The sequence below is a fragment of the Streptomyces sp. NPDC031426 genome (assembly GCF_055581585.1).
Genome location: NZ_JBVIJE010000047.1, coordinates 1 through 17297 on the forward strand (window position 1 = coordinate 1; position 17297 = coordinate 17297).

15 protein-coding genes and 4 pseudogenes are annotated in these 17297 nt (G+C 68.7%); 8 read left to right on the plus strand and 11 right to left on the minus strand.

The window, feature by feature from the left end:
- Positions 1 to 85, plus strand: a pseudogene (locus tag ACZ5NH_RS42790) (IS5/IS1182 family transposase); the annotation flags it as partial.
- On the opposite strand, the gene ACZ5NH_RS42795 reads toward ACZ5NH_RS42790, so the two are convergent.
- Both ACZ5NH_RS42795 and ACZ5NH_RS42800 read right to left on the minus strand, forming a co-directional pair.
- Positions 64 to 1164 (minus strand): chymotrypsin family serine protease, encoded by a 1101-nt coding sequence (locus ACZ5NH_RS42795; protein WP_468783546.1) that lies wholly within the window; start codon positions 1162 to 1164, stop codon positions 64 to 66. The pseudogene ACZ5NH_RS42790 and the gene ACZ5NH_RS42795 overlap by 22 nt on opposite strands.
- 96 nt (positions 1165 to 1260) lie before the next feature.
- Positions 1261 to 2462 (minus strand): IS3 family transposase gene (locus tag ACZ5NH_RS42800; RefSeq protein ID WP_468783548.1). Its coding sequence is split into 2 segments (ribosomal slippage): positions 1261 to 2171 and positions 2171 to 2462, totalling 1203 coding nucleotides; the frame shifts between segments, so codons are not numbered across the junction.
- 204 nt (positions 2463 to 2666) lie between these two features.
- Here ACZ5NH_RS42800 and ACZ5NH_RS42805 point away from each other — a divergent pair.
- Positions 2667 to 3185, plus strand: coding sequence for an RICIN domain-containing protein (locus ACZ5NH_RS42805; protein WP_468783550.1), 519 nt, complete (start codon positions 2667 to 2669; stop codon positions 3183 to 3185).
- Complete coding sequence (locus ACZ5NH_RS42810; RefSeq protein ID WP_468783552.1) at positions 3182 to 3355, plus strand: hypothetical protein; 174 nt, start codon at positions 3182 to 3184, stop codon at positions 3353 to 3355. Before ACZ5NH_RS42805 ends, ACZ5NH_RS42810 begins: the two co-directional genes overlap by 4 nt.
- A gap of 510 nt (positions 3356 to 3865) precedes the next feature.
- Here the strand turns inward: ACZ5NH_RS42810 and ACZ5NH_RS42815 are convergent.
- Together ACZ5NH_RS42815 and ACZ5NH_RS42820 are read right to left on the minus strand one after the other, a co-directional pair.
- On the minus strand, positions 3866 to 5398 hold the full coding sequence (locus tag ACZ5NH_RS42815; protein WP_468783554.1) for a hypothetical protein: 1533 nt from the start codon (positions 5396 to 5398) through the stop codon (positions 3866 to 3868).
- An 862-nt stretch (positions 5399 to 6260) separates the two neighbouring features.
- On the minus strand, positions 6261 to 6950 hold the full coding sequence (locus ACZ5NH_RS42820) for an HAD family hydrolase (protein ID WP_468783556.1): 690 nt from the start codon (positions 6948 to 6950) through the stop codon (positions 6261 to 6263).
- A 207-nt stretch (positions 6951 to 7157) separates the two neighbouring features.
- Between ACZ5NH_RS42820 and ACZ5NH_RS42825 the strand changes: the two genes are divergently transcribed.
- On the plus strand, positions 7158 to 7901 hold the full coding sequence (locus ACZ5NH_RS42825) for a class I SAM-dependent methyltransferase (protein ID WP_468783558.1): 744 nt from the start codon (positions 7158 to 7160) through the stop codon (positions 7899 to 7901).
- 372 nt (positions 7902 to 8273) lie between these two features.
- On the opposite strand, the pseudogene ACZ5NH_RS42830 reads toward ACZ5NH_RS42825, so the two are convergent.
- Positions 8274 to 8483 (minus strand): annotated as a pseudogene (locus tag ACZ5NH_RS42830) (transposase); the annotation flags it as partial.
- 245 nt (positions 8484 to 8728) lie between these two features.
- Here ACZ5NH_RS42830 and ACZ5NH_RS42835 point away from each other — a divergent pair.
- Positions 8729 to 9232 (plus strand): hypothetical protein, encoded by a 504-nt coding sequence (locus ACZ5NH_RS42835; protein ID WP_468783560.1) that lies wholly within the window; start codon positions 8729 to 8731, stop codon positions 9230 to 9232.
- Between the two features lie 58 nt (positions 9233 to 9290).
- On the opposite strand, the pseudogene ACZ5NH_RS42840 reads toward ACZ5NH_RS42835, so the two are convergent.
- The 3 genes and pseudogenes from ACZ5NH_RS42840 to ACZ5NH_RS42850 all read right to left on the minus strand — a co-directional run.
- Positions 9291 to 9793, minus strand: a pseudogene (locus tag ACZ5NH_RS42840) (IS5 family transposase); the annotation flags it as partial.
- 357 nt (positions 9794 to 10150) lie between these two features.
- Positions 10151 to 10771: a phosphotransferase family protein gene (locus tag ACZ5NH_RS42845; RefSeq protein ID WP_468783562.1), complete on the minus strand. Its 621-nt coding sequence runs from the start codon at positions 10769 to 10771 to the stop codon at positions 10151 to 10153.
- 254 nt (positions 10772 to 11025) lie between these two features.
- Positions 11026 to 11661: a peptidase inhibitor family I36 protein gene (locus ACZ5NH_RS42850; RefSeq protein ID WP_468783564.1), complete on the minus strand. Its 636-nt coding sequence runs from the start codon at positions 11659 to 11661 to the stop codon at positions 11026 to 11028.
- Between the two features lie 138 nt (positions 11662 to 11799).
- On the opposite strand from ACZ5NH_RS42850, the gene ACZ5NH_RS42855 reads away from it, so the two are divergent.
- A complete protein-coding gene (locus ACZ5NH_RS42855; protein WP_468783566.1) occupies positions 11800 to 12081 on the plus strand; it encodes an ATP-dependent DNA ligase in 282 nt (93 codons plus the stop codon).
- Between the two features lie 414 nt (positions 12082 to 12495).
- Here the strand turns inward: ACZ5NH_RS42855 and ACZ5NH_RS42860 are convergent, their stop codons facing one another.
- Positions 12496 to 12825 (minus strand): DUF3631 domain-containing protein, encoded by a 330-nt coding sequence (locus tag ACZ5NH_RS42860; protein WP_468783568.1) that lies wholly within the window; start codon positions 12823 to 12825, stop codon positions 12496 to 12498.
- An 88-nt stretch (positions 12826 to 12913) separates the two neighbouring features.
- Here ACZ5NH_RS42860 and mptB point away from each other — a divergent pair.
- Positions 12914 to 14251, plus strand: a pseudogene (gene mptB, locus ACZ5NH_RS42865) (polyprenol phosphomannose-dependent alpha 1,6 mannosyltransferase MptB); the annotation flags it as partial.
- Positions 14252 to 14258: 7 nt separating this feature from the next.
- On the opposite strand, the gene ACZ5NH_RS42870 reads toward mptB, so the two are convergent.
- Both ACZ5NH_RS42870 and ACZ5NH_RS42875 read right to left on the minus strand, forming a co-directional pair.
- Positions 14259 to 15320, minus strand: a complete 1062-nt coding sequence (locus ACZ5NH_RS42870; protein WP_468783570.1) for a lysylphosphatidylglycerol synthase transmembrane domain-containing protein — start codon at positions 15318 to 15320, stop codon at positions 14259 to 14261.
- Complete coding sequence (locus ACZ5NH_RS42875; RefSeq protein ID WP_468783572.1) at positions 15314 to 16129, minus strand: PIG-L deacetylase family protein; 816 nt, start codon at positions 16127 to 16129, stop codon at positions 15314 to 15316. The genes ACZ5NH_RS42870 and ACZ5NH_RS42875 overlap by 7 nt, the downstream gene beginning before the upstream one ends.
- On the opposite strand from ACZ5NH_RS42875, the gene ACZ5NH_RS42880 reads away from it, so the two are divergent.
- Complete coding sequence (locus ACZ5NH_RS42880) at positions 16128 to 17240, plus strand: glycosyltransferase family 4 protein (RefSeq protein WP_468783574.1); 1113 nt, start codon at positions 16128 to 16130, stop codon at positions 17238 to 17240. The two genes, ACZ5NH_RS42875 and ACZ5NH_RS42880, sit on opposite strands and share 2 nt — an antisense overlap.
- The last annotated feature ends 57 nt before the right edge of the window (positions 17241 to 17297 follow it).

Sequence of the window (17297 nt, forward strand, 5' to 3'; positions counted from 1 at the left end):
CCGCTACGAGCGCAAGGCCGAACACTTCCTGGCCTTCGTCGGCATCGCCGCAGCCCTCATCAGCTACCGCCGACTCACCAACTGAAACGACGTCTTAAAGCACCATGGCGTGCGGACCTGGCCGTCCCCGACGGTGCTCGAAGTTTCGTCTCCCGGGCAGGGGGTCGTGGTATCGAAGGCAGTGAGTGTTCCGCGTGCCTCGTCGGTCGTGTAGTTGTTCGCGCCGGCGAAGACGGGGGCGCCGCTGTCGCCGTTGACTCCTGCGATGCCGTCCGGGGTCAGCGAGGTGGCGTAGGCGAGGTCAGTGATGGGCCGCCACCAGCCTCCGACGCCGGTGGTTCCGACGTCAGTCTGGTCGATCTTGATGTTGCAGTGGACACCGCCGTTGGCGCCGTCCTCGCACACGGAGTCGCCGACGTTGTTGTGACCCCAGCCGGTGACCCGTTTCGTGTAGTTGTAGTTCAGCTTCGCTGCTCCGTCGTACAGGTAGCCGCTGAGCTGAGGCCTCGGGAGGTGGATCCCCTGGATATCGACCTTCGTGAAGCTCTCGGTGCTGTCGGTAGTGCCGACGGCGTCACCACCGGCATAAGTCGACCAAGAACCGTCGCCCCCACCGCAGTGATCAGCGGTAGTGAGCATGTTCTCGCCCTTTTCGTTCTTGATGCCGAAGCCACTGGAGCAGATACCGCCGGTGGGATTCCGCAGCGCGGAACCGCCGGACCAGGGGGCCCAGTCCGTCTGCCTGGTGATCTCCGTCGCGTTCGGCCTTACGGAGGCGGGACGGCTGGCCGGGGCCGCGGGTTTTGGGGCCTCGGTGGGCACAGCCTTGTAGCTCGCGGTGGTGTTGATGCCTGTCAGCCGGTCGGTGAGGGCTTTGACCTCGCGCGAACGGTCCTTGCGGGCAGCCGGTGCGAGGGGGTCCCTCGAAGCGGCCACGTTGGGACCGGGGGCATCGACATAAGTGATGTCGAGGCGGCTTCCGTCCACGGCCGGGCCGATGCTGGTTATTTGGAGGTGGGTCGATACGCCAGCCACGCGCAGATTCACGGGCTTGCCGCCGCGCAGGAGCTTGTTGCGGGCCACGTGCAGATCGGCCTTGGAGTAGCGGGCCGGAAGGACCGAAGCGGTCACGCCGTTGGGCAGGTGAGCGAGGATGCGCTGCACACGCTGGGGCGGGGTGGCCTTCCAGTGCAGGCGCAGGCTGTTGTGGTCGGGGTCGACTTCGATTTCGGGGCGTTGACCCCGAATCTTGGACACGGGCTATGCGGCTGGTGTCAGCGTAGTTGGTGCTGTTCGGGAGGCGGTTTCGTAGGCGATCGGGCTGCGGTGTCCGAGGCTGGAGTGACGGCGTCGGGTGTTGTAGCGGTGTAGCCAGCGGAACGCGTCGAGGTGGGCCTCGTGCTCGCTGGACCAGGTCTTGCGGCCCTGGAGCGTCTCGCGTTTGAACGTCGCGTTGAATGACTCGGCGAGTGCGTTGTCAGCGCTGGAGCCGATCGCGCTCATCGACTGCAGGACGCCGGCCCTGCGGCAGGCGTCGGAGAATGCCCGGCTGGTGTATTGGGTTCCGTGGTCGGTGTGCAAGACCGCTCCGGCGAGGCTGCCGCGGGTGCGTTCGGCGGCGGCCAGGGCGTCGGTGACGAGACCGGTGCGCATGTGATCCGCGATCGCCCAGCCGGCCAGGCGGCGCGAGGCGAGGTCGATGACGGTGGCCAGGTAGAGGAACTTCCCGCCGTCCACGGGGAGATAGGTGATGTCGCCGACGTACTTGGTATTCGGTTCACTGGCGGTGAAGTCGCGGCCGATCAGGTCCGGCGCCTTCACCGCGGCCGGGTCCGCAACCGTGGTGCGGTGCCTGCGACGCAACCGCACGCCCGCCAGGCCGATGCTCCCCATCACACGCGCGACCCGCTTGTGGTTGACCCGCTCGCCATCCCCGCGGAGCTCGGCGGTGATCCGGGGGACGCCGTAGGTGCCGTCCGACTCGCGGTGCACGGCGCGTATCCGGGCGGCCAGGCGGGCGTCGGCTGCCTGCCGGGCCGCCCGGTCTTCGGCCGTCCGGCGCCAGTAGTAGAAGCTGGAGCGGGCGATGCCCAGGATGGCGCACAGCCGCTTCACGCCGTAACGGCGCTGGTGGTCGGCGACGAACTGGAAGCGGTTCACCAGCGCGTCTCCCCGGCGAAATACTTCGCAGCCTTCCGCAGGATTTCGCGCTCCTCCTCCAGTTCACGGACCTTCTTCCGCAGAGCGGCGTTCTCTGCCTCCAGCGGCGTGGGCGGCTCGGCGGGCGCCTCCGCCTGCCGCCCCCGGGGCCGGCTCGCGCCAGCCGCCCGGACCCAGTTCCGCAGGGTTTCGGGGTTGATCCCCAGATCGGCAGCAACCTGCCTGATCGTCGCGTCGGGCCGCGACTGGTACAGCGCGACCGCGTCCGCCTTGAACTCCGGCGGATAGTTCTTCATGACCACGAGATGTCCGTTCTCAGATCCTCAGGATCCAGTGTCTCGTGTGTCCAAGATCAGGGGTCAAGGCCCAACACCCGATGCCTTCAGGCGTCCCTCAGTTCGTGAGCCGACTGCGAGTGGGGCAGTGCGCTGCAAGCCGACTCGTGCAGTGACAGGCCAAGTGTTTCAGAGGAATGGCAGTCAAGGCGTCAGACAAGAGGAGGGCACATGAGGAAGATCGCACGAATCAGTGTCGCTGTCGCGTGCGCGGCTGGCCTTGGGCTGCTCACGACCCCAGCCCAGGCCCAACCCACCAGTGGCCAGCAGCCGGCCGTGAACAAGTGTGCGCAGAACGACACATGGCAGGACACCCACAACAACCTCTACATGAATGCTTCTGGCTGGGGCGGCTCGGGAACCCACGTGATCGAGTGGAACGGAGGAGGCCAAGGCAACGAGCACTGGTGTCTTGAGCGTGCCGCCGAAGGCGGCTGGTACTTCCACCCGTCCTACAACCTCAACCTGTGCATGGACGTCCCGGGCGGCAACTACAGCGACGGGACGGGCATCGTCATCTGGAACTGCAACGGCCGCCCAAACCAGCGGTTCAGCGTGACCCCCGTCGGCACCGGCAGCTACATCGCCCCGCAGGCGAGCGGCCACTATGCCCTGGATGGAAACGACGATGGCCAGCAGATAACCCTCGGCTGGAACAATTTCGACGGCGGCTCAACCCACTGGCAGTGACCAGCACCTCCGGCAAGTCCCAGCCCGCCGGTTTCCGCCTGGGGCCCGCCCCCGGCATGGTCCGGCTCAAGGGCGTTCAGCCGATGCCCTGGGCGGTCGGGCTCATGGAACAGGGACACAGCCCCGCCTGCCACATCGAGGAGGGCGACCCGGCCCTCCACGGCGAATAGATCCAGGTGACCGGCCCGGCCCCGGCCAGGGCCCCGCGTGCAGACGGCGGCTGCGAGCACCACGGTCGGACAACCGCAGACACCTGGGCGCCGGGCGAGCCAGCAGACGGGCCGGGTGCGGTGAGGTGCTGTCAGCTCAGTCCGAACTTGTGCAGGGCGGTGGTCCAGTCGGTGGCGATCGCCTTCTGCGCCGCGGCCAGTGTGATCTTGCCCGTGCACACCGGCTCTTCCACTCGCAGGTTGCGGGGATCGTTCGGATCGCCGCCCAGCTCGAGGCTGACGAGGTGGTCATACTTGGCATCGCCGGTGGATCGGTTCCGTCGGCAACATGCCCGAGACGCGAGTCACCCTCACCGACGTGGAGACAAGTCGGCCGCCTCGGAGGCCGGCCCTTCGTGCAGCGCGCACAACCTACGTGCTGCACGAGGGCTGACCTCATTTGGCGCCGCGCAGTGCTTCAGTTGGCTGGCTGAGCGTGACGGATGACGGCCGCCACGTCTGCTGGCATGGTCATCGCACGTCGACGTAGTCCGTGGCCAGGGGGCTCTTGAGGTACTGGTCTCCTATGTTGCGGTTCAGGGCAACTGCCCAGGTGCCGTCCTGGGTGTCGTTTTGGGTGATGTTGCGGATCCGGCCCTTGGAGTCGGTGTCCAGGTCACTGATGTAGCGGTAGGTGGAGGCGCCGCGAGGCCGGAAGTACAGGGCGGGGCTGGCGTCGGCGAGCGGCTTCCAGGCGGTACCCGTGTAGTACTGGAGTGTGCCATTGAGGTGGATGAGGCCGTTCCTGCTGACCGGTTCGGGGGTGACGTCGAAACCGGTGATCCGTGTGGGGTAGCGGCGTAGGTGGACGGGCTTGGTGGTGCTGCTCGCAAGGTCGGGGTTGCCGTTGAAGCGGGCACGCCAGTAGGCGTTGTTCTGCGCGGTGAATGACGCGCCGAAGACTTCCTGGAAGTTGGGCTTGTTGTAACGGATCTTCACCGGGATTGTGGAGGCGGACTTCCAGCCGGTCTTGCCGTCCTGGGAGTATTCGATGGTGACGGCGGTGCTCGACGGCCAGTGGGCACGGGGATCGCTGTACTCGATGTCTCCCGAGACGTGGAGTCGGGACTTCTCGTCGAGCGTGGCGTCCATGGTGAGGTCAGTCGTGTATGCCACGTGGAGGCTGAAAGGCTCAGTGGCAGGCTGCAAGAACGGCGTGTCGCCGAGGACGAGTTGGCCGGTCGGCAACGGATTGTCCGAGGGGACGCGCAGGCTGTAGAACCCGTTGTCGTCCGTGGTGGTCGTCCCCCCGAACCCCTGCGAAGAGCCGGTGCCTATGAGGCTGAGTGACGTGTGCGGCAGCGGCTGCCAGCCGTTGGCCGTCTGGATCTCCGCGTGGCCGGTGACCGTGCCCGTCGTTCCCTGGCGCAAGTTGAGGGCATGTGTGCTCGCCGTGAACCGGGTCGGTGCCTGCACGGGGTTCATGGGCTGCTGGGGCGAGCGCAGGAGGATCGCCCCGGGGTAGGCGCTGGAGTCTTGTGGCCACGCCGTCATGTCGGCCCAGTACACGGTGGGGACGAACGAGAAGGTGAGGCGCCCTTCGGCGTCGGTCTGCGTGTTGAACCTGTTGTATGGGGAGGTGCCCTGGCAGGTGATGACGACCGGCGCGTTGGCGACCGGAACCCGTGTGCCGGGCGTCCGTGGGTCCTCGGCAAGTTCGGTACCGTTGACGGTCACTTTTTGATGGAAGTAGTCCGGCTTGGTCGGCGTCACCGTAAGGTCCGGGATCGTGAGGATGGTCTGGTACTGCAGGGTCGAGCGTGAGGCGACGCCGGTGACCGTGGCGCCGGAGGAGTCCTCCATATCGACGGTGATCCGGTACTCGCCGAGGTTCGCGAGGTGCACCGGGGCCTGCCAGATTCCGGACCGGCCGTCCGTGCCGGACTGCTGGGTGAAGTCGTCGGTGGATCCGGCCTCGGGCGCGCCGTCTGGGCTGCCGACGGGGGTGAAGTGTGCGGTGATATGGGTGATCGCATTGTCCGAGTGCGCGGTGATGAAGACCATTCCGGGATAGTCGTACCAGGCGTCCGCGTTATCCAGGACGGGTCCAGTCCCTGGAGCGGCATCGGCACGGGCCAGGGCAGGGCCGGTGAACATCGAGGCCGCCAGCGCTGTGGCAGTGGCAGTCGAAAGCAGAGCAGCACGTCGCACGGTGTATCCCCCCACAGGATCACATGGCCCCAGCTCAGGGGGCCATCCGGTACCCGGCCCGACATCATCGTTGGTGCGGATCGTGACCAAGTGATGGATGAATATAGCGTCTGGATCGAAGACAAGCTCTCACCGGCCACCCGAAGCGCTGAGTCACCACTGCGTGTTCGCGGACACTCGGATGCGACCGAACACAACGAGGCATCCGCTGCGCCTTCAAGAGTGAGGCTGCCGGAAGCCGGCCTGCGGCCCGGGGCTCAGTGGATCGCGGGCGTGAAGTGGAAGTTCCGGTGTCGCATCGTCCGCTGGCATCGTCCAGAACCGCGGCCTTCGACCGGCGCTGCGTCAACTGGTCATCATTCGCACGTGGCGTTCACGTCGGCGCGCCACCGCGGCGGCCGAGGCCGACCTACTGACCCGAGCGCGTGATGCGCTGGGCCAGTTCTCAGGCCCCGGCACCCTCCTGGACGTGGACCACATCCGCGCACATGCGCAGCAGATCCGAGCCGATGCGGAGCAGAGAAAGGCCCACCCCACCACGCGGCCCGAACCCGACCGGGTGGGTGGCACCGAGGCCTGGTCCCCGGGATCGACCCAATCCTCCGCACCTACTACGCGGCCGAACCCATCTGACCTTCACCGATCACGAGGGCCCGACGACCTTCGGTCGCCGGGCCCTCAACATCGCGCCGAAAGTCGCACCCGTCCGGCCACGTCAAAGGAGTTGGAACACCTCGGCCAGAGCGCCGGGACGCCGGTCAACGGGCAAGGGATCGACCAGGTGGACCTGGCACCCCAGCGCGGCAGCGCCGACGTCCGCAACGGGCTCGTCTCCCACCATGAGTGCATCTCCGGGCGCCACTCCGAGCTTGTCGCACGCCATCTGGAAGATCCGGGGATCGGGCTTCTTCACCCCGCACTCGAAGGAGAGGAAGTAGGCGTCCACGAGGTCATCGACACCGTGGTCGCGGAAGACGGGGCGCATGTCCCAGCCGATGTTGCTGACGACAGCGACCGGGATGCCTCGCCCATGCAGGGCGCGGAGGGTTTCCTCGGTGTCGGGATTCGGCTGCCATGCCCCGGACACTTGGGAACGTTCATACAGGGCCTCGGCCAGGTCAGCTGACGGCAGCTTCGCCTCCCGGGTGAGGGCCGTGAAGGCAGCCCGGTGTCGTTCGGTGGTCAGATCGCGCTCCCGCCACAGTCCCTCCAGATGGGGCGGCACTCGGCGCGGAGGAACCCCTCCGGGCTGAGCCCCGAACTCTTCCAGCCGGGTGGCGCACGCGTCGAGTTCACCCTCGGGCACGGCCAGACCGGCATTCGCTGCCACCGCGCGCAGCCACTGCGCGGCCGCTTCGATCCGGAAGAGGGTCCCGGAGAAGTCGAACATCACACCCTTGATCATGCAGCCGATCCTGACCGCGCCGACGAGCCGGTCGCAAGCCCAAGACGATCAAGATCTGCAACCCGAGCGATCCGCCACGTCCTCAGATCCTTGCTACCCGAATCAGCTGCGGAACAAGATCCAGGCTGGTCGATTTCAAGAATCGCCATCACCGGAAACGGCAGTAAAGCACTGCGTCAGGCACCTTCGGCCAACGAGGATGATCGCATGACAACCTCTCAGGCCCGTTCCTTCGACAAGGCCGCCGCCAGCTACGCCGCAAACCGCCCATCCTATCCGTCTGTTCTGCTCAACGCACTCGAAGAACTCGCCAACCGCCCCTTAAATGGCGCCCGCGTCGCGGACATCGGTGCTGGCACCGGACTGGCGACCGCTCTCCTCCATGCCCGTGGTGCACACGTCATCGCCGTGGAACCCGGTCCCGGAATGGCTTCTCAGTTCCGCCTCCGACTGCCCGAGGTCCCTCTCGTGCTCGGGGACGGCAACAACCTGCCGCTTGCCTCCGAGTCCGTGGACATCCTCACCTATGCCCAAGCCTGGCACTGGACCGACCAGCGCAAATCCGTCCCGGAAGCACTGCGAGTACTTCGCCCCGGCGGTGCACTCGCCCTCTGGTGGAACGACTCAGACAGCACGGTCGCCTGGATAGCTGACCAGGACGCCCGCCTTCGCCGCCTCTTCGATGCCGACGTCAGCGAACCCGATCCGATGGCCCGATTCCGCGGCCTGCCACCCGCACTCAGTTTCACTACCCGCCAGGTGTCCTGGGCTCGGCGCGTCCCGCTCGATACACCCCTTGCGAACCTCGCCAGCTACTCCGACTTCCTGGTCCTCGGAGAGAAGGCCACCAAGGCCTTCTTGGCTGCGGAGCATGACCTCCTGACCGGCGTCTTCCCGAACGGGACGGTCGAGGAGCGCTACGTCGTCAGCTTGGCCGTTGCTCTCTGCTGACGCCGAAATGCACAGAGGGCTGACCCAGGGCTTCGGCGTAGTCGCGTGGCGTCCGGTTCGTGATCAACCGAGGCCGAGGAGTGCGAGGGGGCCGGCGAGGGTCGCGGGCGTTACGGCGGAGGCCGGCCGCGATGTTCTTCACTCCGGCCATGCGGAGGGCGGTTGCGCCAGGTGGTCATCGCGCGGGGAGCGTTGCCGGTCCGCAGCTGGGAGGCGTCCTCGGCGAAGGCGGTGTCGCGTGTGGTACAGGGCCTCGATCTTCCAGTGGCTGTGGACGAGTTCGGCGAGCTGGGGCGCGGTGGCCTGCTCGGCGGTCAGGCTGGTGAGGGCGTAGACCGTCTTGACGGTGGTGTTGTCGGTCTCCCCGCCGGACCAGGCCGGGAAGTCGTGCGGCAGGAGCCGCCACTGACAGCCCGTCCGGTTCTGATAGAGCAGCGCGTTCACGAGCTCGCGCAGGTCGCAGGAGCCCGGATTCCCGGTCGCCGACCGTGCCACCCGCTCCTGCTTCCACGCGGTGACCAGCGGCTCGATCAACGCCCACTGCTCGTCGGACAAGTCGGTTGAGTGCGGCATCCGTTCCATGCCCAGACCACATCATGTACACGCCATGACGCGAAGATGGAACCGTCCCATCACCCACGAACAGGCGACACCACATCATCAGGAACGGGACTAACGCCCTCTGAGAACCGGACGGAGTGGGGCGATGAGTATCCCCGGCCGTTTTCAAGGCTCTGTCCGCAGTTCCGTGAACCACAGCGCCTGGTGCGCGAGCAGAGACAGAGCGCCGATCGCCCCGTCTCCCGACCGTAGGGCATGCTGTTGCGGTGAGTGATCCTCAACCAGCATGGCAGGAATGGCTGAACAGCCTGAACGTGTCACGAAAGGCTGCCGCGGAGTCGCTGCGTGCCCAGTTCAGCGCCGTCGGCGTGACCGATCCTGTCGACCTGATCAAGTCGGAGGTCTCGGAAGACCTTCCGCAGCTCGCGCGATTCGTGCTGCTGCGAAGCCTGTGGCACGGTGCGATCGACGGGTGGACCGAGCCGGGCTCGCTCGATCAACTGCCGGCCGCACAACGCCTTCTTGCCGCCGGTGCGGACCGGGAGGACCTTGTCCGCCTGGTCCGAGCCGTTGCCTATGAGGCGGTGTTCGCGACCCTCGACGAACTGGACGCCGGCGGCGATGTAAACGTGTCGGGTGTGGAGGCTGGCTGGATGGTCATGGAGTCGGGCGAACATGGCTCCCCGACTGGGCGGGCCTTGTCGGGCCTGCATGAAGACCTCCTGACAATGGATCCCAGCGGGCGCGACGGAGCTGACCTCTGGCATTGAGGGCAGTGTTTGGGGCTGACTTGATGCAGGTCACGACTGGGAGAGGATGCGGATCCGGAGGAGTTCGGATCGCCTCCATCACGGTGGTGAACTGGGTGCAGTCGTTGGCGTTGCCGCCCGTGACGGTGAAGCCGAGCGGACGGCCCACGCCGTCGCAGGCCAGGTGAATCTTGCTGATCAGGCCGCCTCTGGAGCGTCCGAGGGCCGGGCTGCGGAGCCCCCTTTTCGGGCGCCGGCGGCGTGCTGGTGGGCGCGGACGATCGTGGAGTCGACCGATACCAGCCAGTCGATGGCACCAGTTGCGTCCGCCCTCGCCTGGGCGGCGCGGAGCATCCGCTCGGACGTGCCGTCCGCCGCCCAACGACGGAAACGGGTGTGCAGTGTGGCCCACGGTCCGTACCGCTCGGGCACGTCCCGCCAGGCTGTCCCGGTTCGGAACTTCCATACGATCCCGTTCAGGACCCTGCGGTCATCCAGCCGCTTGCGCCCTCGCAACGACGCGGGCAGCAACGGCCGGATGAACTCCCACTCGGCATCGGACAGTTCGTGGCGGCGTATCACCCGAACATGATCCACCACTCAAGATCATTTGACGACACTGCCTAGTCATCCCCGACCTGCGGGCCGGCTTCGGCTACGTCCTCGCCGCCCTGGTCGCCGAGGGCACCAGCACCATCAGCGGCACCCGCTACCTCGAACGCGGCTACGAGGAGCCCGTCGCCAAACTCACCGCTGTCGGCGCCCGTATCACCACGCAGCCCACCTGACCTCCTTGCCGCCCGCCTTGCCCTGGCGAGCGGCACCGGCCCTGTCCAAAGGAGCAGCCCGTGCGCACACTCACGTCGGTCCCACCACCCCTTGGGGTGCCAATAAGGCACAGATAGGTTCCGACAACCTCACGCCCGACAACCGACTTGCCTAGTGAACGGTCCACAAGTCCCCGGTGAGAAGACGGGGCTCGCGGATCTCGTCGAGAATGTAGCGTTGCTCGGTGGCGAGGTCAGCGACCTTGCGTACGTCTGCGGCGTACAGGTTCGAGGCGCTCAGATCATCCGCGATGGCGTGCAGGGAGGCCGCCACGGCGGCACTCCAGGTGGGAAACCCTGGACCGGGGACCGGGCCGAAGTGTGCGCCGCGGATGGAGTGCACCCGGCTGGTGATCTCGCCGAGCTGGGCGAAGAAGCCCCGCCAGAGCGGGCGGTCGTAGGCACCGAGGCGTTCGGCGGCCGGCACGCCGGTGAGGTGGCTTTGCAGCACCCAGTCCCGGCCGATGATCTCTTGCGACCAGTCGGCAAACAGCATCCGCGGGACCAGGGCCGCGATCGTGGAGAGGTAGGGCACGGTGGCGTACTCGTTCCGCATCAGCTCCCGCTCGGACGCGAACTGCCGATCCGGGGCGGGGGCGGTTCGCAGAATGACCGGCTCCGGCAGGCCCTCGGCGGTGATCCGGTACGTCGTGTTGTACATGCCGCCGCCCATCTCCACCGCCGAGGTGACCCCGACGTTGGCGCCGAAGGCGCGCGCAGATCTCCCGGACATCTGTGGCAGAGACGGGCTGCTGGAACACAGACGACTCCCGAGAGATTGAACGGAACTCCACGAAAGCTCCTCGTGTCCTGGCCGTGGGCGGGGGAAGCAACCGCAGCCCATCTTGTTGTTCGATTCGCATGACGGCTGTCGGCGGCCTGCTCGGTCGGCGTGCTGTCCGATCCGAGCAGGCTGGTGGGTTTGTCCGGCCAGTGCCTCCTGGATGGCCTACCGGGGTCTGACCTGGCGCTGTGGTCGCACGTGGGTCAGCAGGACATCGTCCAGCGGCTTGACGCCCCTCGACCGGCAGCCGAGGGGTTGCTGGAGACTTCCTGGCCGGGCCCGAGGCAGAGAGTGACGCTGCCTGTGTAGTTGGGCCCGCTGTAGACCGCGACGTGGTCCTTGACTCCGGGGCCGGGCTGGGCGTGGTTGGCCCAGGAGGCGTCCTGGTGCGACACGTCGTCTTCCCACTCTGCATCGTCGCCGCTGAAGGTTACCCGTTGGCTGGTGAAGTTCGGTCCGGTCCACACGCAGAAGTTCCCGGCAGGGCAGTTGACGGCTGATGTGGCTGATGCGGGGGTGGGGGCGGTAGCAAGGGCTCCGGCGGCAAGCAGCGCAGCGGCCAGAACGGCGGTCGGACGCTTCACAGGAAAGATCCTTTGGTCGGTGTCGGGATGATGAGGAACGACTGCGGCGACGGCGCGCTCGTGTAGCCGCCGCTCGGTGACCCGCCCGCCGCCTCTGCTCGGACGACTGCCAGCGAGCGACGGGCCAAGCCTTTCGTTGATCACTACGGCATCGTCCACTGGCTCCAACCGATCATCAGCGTGTCGTGCTGGGCAGTGACCGGAACGAGTGTCGGGCCTCCCATAGGGCTGACGAATCTCACCCAGTGACTCCACGGCCAGCCGACTCTGGGCGTTCGAATCAGCGTCTTGCCGGGGTGCTGTTGGAAGGGTTGAACAAGTTTCTGTCCGCTCTCGTGAACGAAGCCACGGGGGCGCGCGCCGGGAGCCATCGACCTACGCTGAAGGCCCGTATTGGACGGGTGGAGATGCCAGATTCACACCGCGACCCGACGGGTGTGGAGCCGGCATGGCACTGACCTGTCCCGCCCGTTCTCCGACGTCGCAGACGCTGCCGCCGGCCTGCCCGACGCCGTCCTCGACGGTGAGCTCGTCGCGGTCCTCACCGACGGCTCCGGCGTGGCCTTCGACCGGCTGCAGAGCCGGGCCGGCCGCCGCGGCCCGCGACCTCGCGCCGAGTTCACCGTCCACGTCGCCCTCTTCGACGTCCTCGCCGTGGGCGACACCGACTGGTGACCCCGCCCGTATGTTGAGCGTCGCACCGAGCTGCTGCGACTCCTCAAGGACGGCCCGGCCACCCTGCGCGCGGTGCCGACCACGGAGGACCGCGGGCAAGCCCTCCAGTGGGTCGGAGCGCTCGCGGGCGTGGAGCGCCTGGTGGGTAAGCGGACCGACGCACCGTACGTTGCCGGCCTTGCCTCGGGCTGGGTGAAGTGGCGCGAGCGCCATACGACCAAGGCCGTGGTCATCGGGGTAACTGGCAGGACGCCGGCGACGCAGGCTCTCGTGCTGGGCCGGCCGACCGGCGGGCGGATGGGGGCGGTTGGGGTGAGTCTGCCGCTCGCTCAGCCGGTGCGCCTGGTCGTGGCGCCGCTCTTCGGCGTCGCTGTCGCAGACCCCGTGCCAGCATGTTGCGGTCCGGGGGAGGGGCTAGGTCACCGGCTGGGCGGGCTCGGCGGGAGGCTTTGGCCCGGGGCAGTAGCGGGCCCAGGCGTCGAACAACTGGTTGCGGGTGAAGCCCTTGGCCCGAACACCGTCGAGGAAGCGGCGGTTGGCCAAGCGATGCCGTAGTCCGTCAGCGGCAGCTGCGGGCCGCGCGAGGTCAGGCCGTTGGCGTCGTACTCCGCCCACGGCGGCTCTGTGTCCCCGTTGAGGCTCCAGCGGGCCGCTCGTCCGCAGCGTTGCCGGATCGCCGACAGCGGCGAAGGCCCGGCGGACGTCGGTGAGGATGCGGGTGCACGGACAGCACGCGGCATGCATAGGAGCCGATGTCAGAGAGATTAGTGACAAACATGGAGGAAAGGCTGTGAAATCCTCGGCCGGTCTTCCGTACCCTCATTCCGTGACGATGAAGGCTCCGGGCTGGCTGCTGCTCGGCACCGCGGGCTCTGCGCTGGTCGCGGCCGGCAGCTGGGGAGCCGGTGCGCTGCCACTGGGGGTTCCTGACGGCGTGTGGGGACAGCCCGGCCAGGTGGAGATGCTGGTGGGCTTCGTCCTCTCGTACGCCGGCCTGGTGCTGCTGGTGACTGGGTGGTGGTGGCTGGGCCGCCTCCTGCTCGACGGGGCCGTGGTGACCCGCAGGCAACAGTGGACCGCCCTCCTGTGCTGGTCAGTGCCGCTGCTTCCGTGCCCGCTGCTCTTCAGCAGTGACGCCTACAGCTATGTCGCCGAGGGGGCGCTGGCGGCGCGCGGGTGGGATGCGTACCGGCTGGGCCCGGGTGCGCTGGGCGGGGCGCTGTCGGCCAATGTGCCCGGGATGTGGCATGACACCCCAGCTCCGTACGGGCCGGTTTTCCTTGCCGCCGCACGCGCCGTGGTGACCGTGACGGGCGAGGGCCACGTGGTGGCGGCGACGTTGGGGATGCGGCTGCTGGCGATGGTCGGACTGGCAGCGGCGGTCGTGGCGGTGCTGCGGCTGGCGGCCGACATCGGCGGGACGGGGGCACGCGAAGCGGCGGGGGCGCTATGGGCCACTGCCCTCAGCCCGCTGGTGCTGTTGCACATGGTGGGGGGTGCGCACAACGACGCGCTGATACTCGGCGCGATGATGACGGGGCTCGTGGCGTTCCGCCGGGACCGGTGGGTCGCGGGCGCCGTCCTGCTGACCACGGCGGCGCTGATCAAGGCGCCGGCCGGGGCGGCACTGCTGTGTGCCGCAGTGGCGGCGGTGGCGGGCCGGACCGGCTGGGTGCGCCGGGCTCGGCTGGCGGCCGGGATCCTCGTGGTGGCCGCTGGTGCAGGTCTGCTGGAAGGGCTCCTGTGCGGACAGGGCTTCGGCTGGGTGCGTACACTCGGCACCCCTGCCTCCGTGCGGACGTTGCTCTCGCCGAGTACGGACGTGGGCACGCTTCTGGAGTGGCTGGCTTCGGCGGCTGGCTGGCGGGCCTGGACGGGGACTCTGATGGTTGCCGCTCGGGCGGCGGCTCTGCTGGCCGGTGCGGCTGCCGTCGTCTACTGGGCGCTGCGAGCCCCTCGCAGGGGAGCCGAGTATGCCGCGGGCATGGCACTGCTGACGGTCGTGGTGTGCGCGCCGGTGGTACAGGTGTGGTACCTGCTGTGGGGTCTCGTGCCGCTGGCTGCGGTGGCATGGCGAATGCTGGGGCACCCCGTCGCCAAGGCCGCAACCACGGCGACGTTCCTGGTCGTGATGCCGATCGGAGTGGGCCCCACGTGGCCGTCCGCGCTCGCCGCCGTCACAGGCGGGCTGGCGGCTCTGACGGGTCTCGCGTGGTGGTGGCTGGTGCGGGGCGGCGGGCGCGCCGCCCTTCGCACAGCAGGAAGAATGCCCCGGCGAGACAGCCCAGAAGGATCTCCAGCAGATAGGTGAAGGCGGTGTACAACAGCATGCTCGAGGCCACGGCGGCGGGCGCCCCGCCGAAGGCGACGAGGGCGAACGCGGCGGCGCTCTCGGTGACCCCGATGCCGCCGGGCGTGATGCCGATCTGGGTGAGCAGCCTGCTGGCCGCGAAGACCGCCACTGCCGGCCCGAGTCCTGTACCGGCACCGGTCACCCTCAGGCAAGTGAGGAAGAGCAGACCTTGCGCGGCCACCGTGCCTGCCATCCCGCCCACCAGGCGCGGCCACGACCGCAACCACACGGAATGGCAGTCATGGCGGCATCTCCCTGCGAGCCTGCGCATCCGCACTACGACTCCGGGCGCGGGTCCCCGGAACAGCCGTGTCCCGGCGTGGCGCCTGACGGCCCGTCGGAGTGGCCCTCGGAGCAGCCAGAGGCCGCCGCAGGCCAGGCACGCGACCGGCAGCGCGGCGCCGGTGTCGACGGCCCAGCCGGTGCCCGGTGAGGAAAGCCCGGCCAGCACCAGCATCCCGGTGATGGAGAGCACCAGCCGGGTCAGGACGTTGCAGACCCCGGTCACGACGATGGACGCGGCTACTGCCCGCGGTGGGTGCCCCCATCGACGCGTCATGGAGTAGGTGACGGCCACTCCGGCCGCGCCCCCAGCGGGCAGGACGTTGCTGACGGCGCTCCCTGTGCAGTTCAGCACCAGCGCCCGGGAGCGGGTCAGGCCGGGCAGCGAGGCGCTGAGGACGTACGTGTAGGCCCACAAGCCCATGCCCGCCAGGGTGGCGAGGATCGCGAGGTGGAAGCCGTCGACCTGCCCGAGGCCGGCCCTGACCGCCGACCACTGTGTGCCCGCGGCCCGCGGCACCGCGAGTACCAGCAGCGCGATCCCCGCAGCGGCCGAGGCGAGGCCCAGCAGCCACGGCACGAAGAGCCGACGGGGCCTCACCATGCCCGGGACTCATAGCCGTTGAAGGTCGCCAGGGGATGGCTCAGGCGGGTGCCCGGTGGGAGACCCCGCTGGATGTACCACTCCGTGCCCAGTACCTGGCGGAACACCGGAGCGGGCAGACGGTGCAGCGCTGCCAGGGTCCGCACGGAGTCGCCGCCGCCCGCCTGGCTCACGTGCGCGGCCATGCTGGCGCGTTTGGCGGCCCAGTGGTGCCCGACCCGCACCCGGTGCGTGATCTGCGCACGAGGTGCGTAGGCGCGGTGGAAGGAGTCGCGATCGAAGCCGGGTGGGAGGCGGCGGGCCCAGGAGGCCCAGCGGAGTCCGCGCAGCAGCAGGTCGCGGTCGACGGTCGCCTCCAGCACCACGGGGGTCCCGGCGAGGCGGGCCGCCCGGTAACCGACCCGGTGGACCTGCACATGGTCCGGGTGTCCGTATCCGCCGGCCGGGTCGTAGACCGTCAGGACGGCGGCGCGCTCGGAGGCCAGCAGGTCCGCGAGGCACCCTGCCGCTTCGTCGGCGTCCGCCGCGGCGAACGACCCCTCGGGGGGCGGGGACGTGTGCCCGGAGTCGCGGTAGCCGAGGAAGGCGACCCGGGCAGAGCCCAGGAGACGTGCCGAGGCACGGGCCTCCGCGCGGCGCAGGCCGCCCAGTCCCCGGGCGAGGTACTCCGGTGCCGCGAGGCCCCCCTCCCCTGAGGTCGCCAGCACGAGCACCACCCGGTGGCCCTCGGAGGCCAGCCTCGCCATCGTTCCGGCGGTCAGCAGCGCCTCGTCGTCCGGATGGGCGTGAAAGAACACACCCCCAGGCATGATTCTCCACATTTCGGACTGCTTTGCGCCGCGCACTGGTGGGATTGAGAGCCAGGTCATCGCCTTGGCGGAAGCGCAGTACCGGTCCGGGCAGCACGTTGCGGTGACGACCGCCACTCCTGCCGTCGGCCATAGCCAGGATTCGTGGCCGTACCCCGTGCACAGGATCACCGCACGCATCCCCTATCAGCTGCCCGTCCATCCGAGGGCGGGGCGGGAGCTGGACCGGCTGCTCACCGGCCTCGCGCCGCGGGTCGTCCACGTGCACGTGGGTGCGGTGTCGCTGTTCGCCTGGTCGGCGCTGGCGTGCGTCCGACGCCTGCAGATCCCGGCAGTGGTGACGGTGCACAGCACCTGGGGCTCCGTGGTGCGCACTCTCTACCGCTGCCTGGGGCGGCCGGCCTTCGGGCTGTCCGCCCCGGTCGCCGTGACGGCCGTCAGCCGGTCGGCCGCAGGGCTGATCGGCAAGGCCTTGCCGCACCTGACGCCGCTGGTGGTTCCCAACGGCATCGATCCCGTCCTGTGGCGCGGCCCGGCACGAAACGGCCGCGACGATGACCGCGTCCACATCGTCTCCGTCGGCCGCCTCGTCCCTCGCAAGCAGCCGATGGAGCTGCTGGCGGCTCTGCGGTCGGCGCAGTCGCGGCTGGCGACCCGCAACGTGGCGTTGCGCGCCACGGTCGCCGGGGACGGGCAGTGCATGGCAGCCATGCGCCGCTACGTGCACCGGCACGACATGGCCGGTTGGGTCCGTCTCGCGGGCCGGATCGACGCGAGCGAGGTGCGGCGGCTGCTGTCCGAGGCAGACCTGTTCGTCAATGCCTCGAACCACGAGGCGTTCGGCATCGCCGCCCTGGAGGCTCGTACCAGCGGGGTGCCGGTCCTGGCGCGCGCCCATACGGGCGTCGCTGACTTCGTCCGGCACAACCGCGAAGGGGCGCTGTGCCGCCCGTCGACGTTCGCGCTCTGCGACGAGCTTGTCTGGCTGGCCCGAACTCCTGGAGCCCGGCGCCGCATGGCGGACCACAACCGCGAGACCCCGCCGACACCCTGCACCTGGCCCGTGGTCACCGACACCTTCGCCCACTGCTACAACACGGTCGCCCGCTGACGCCCGCTGCGGGATGCGGCGGGGAACGCCAGAGCCGCCAAGGTGAGGAGGGCGCAG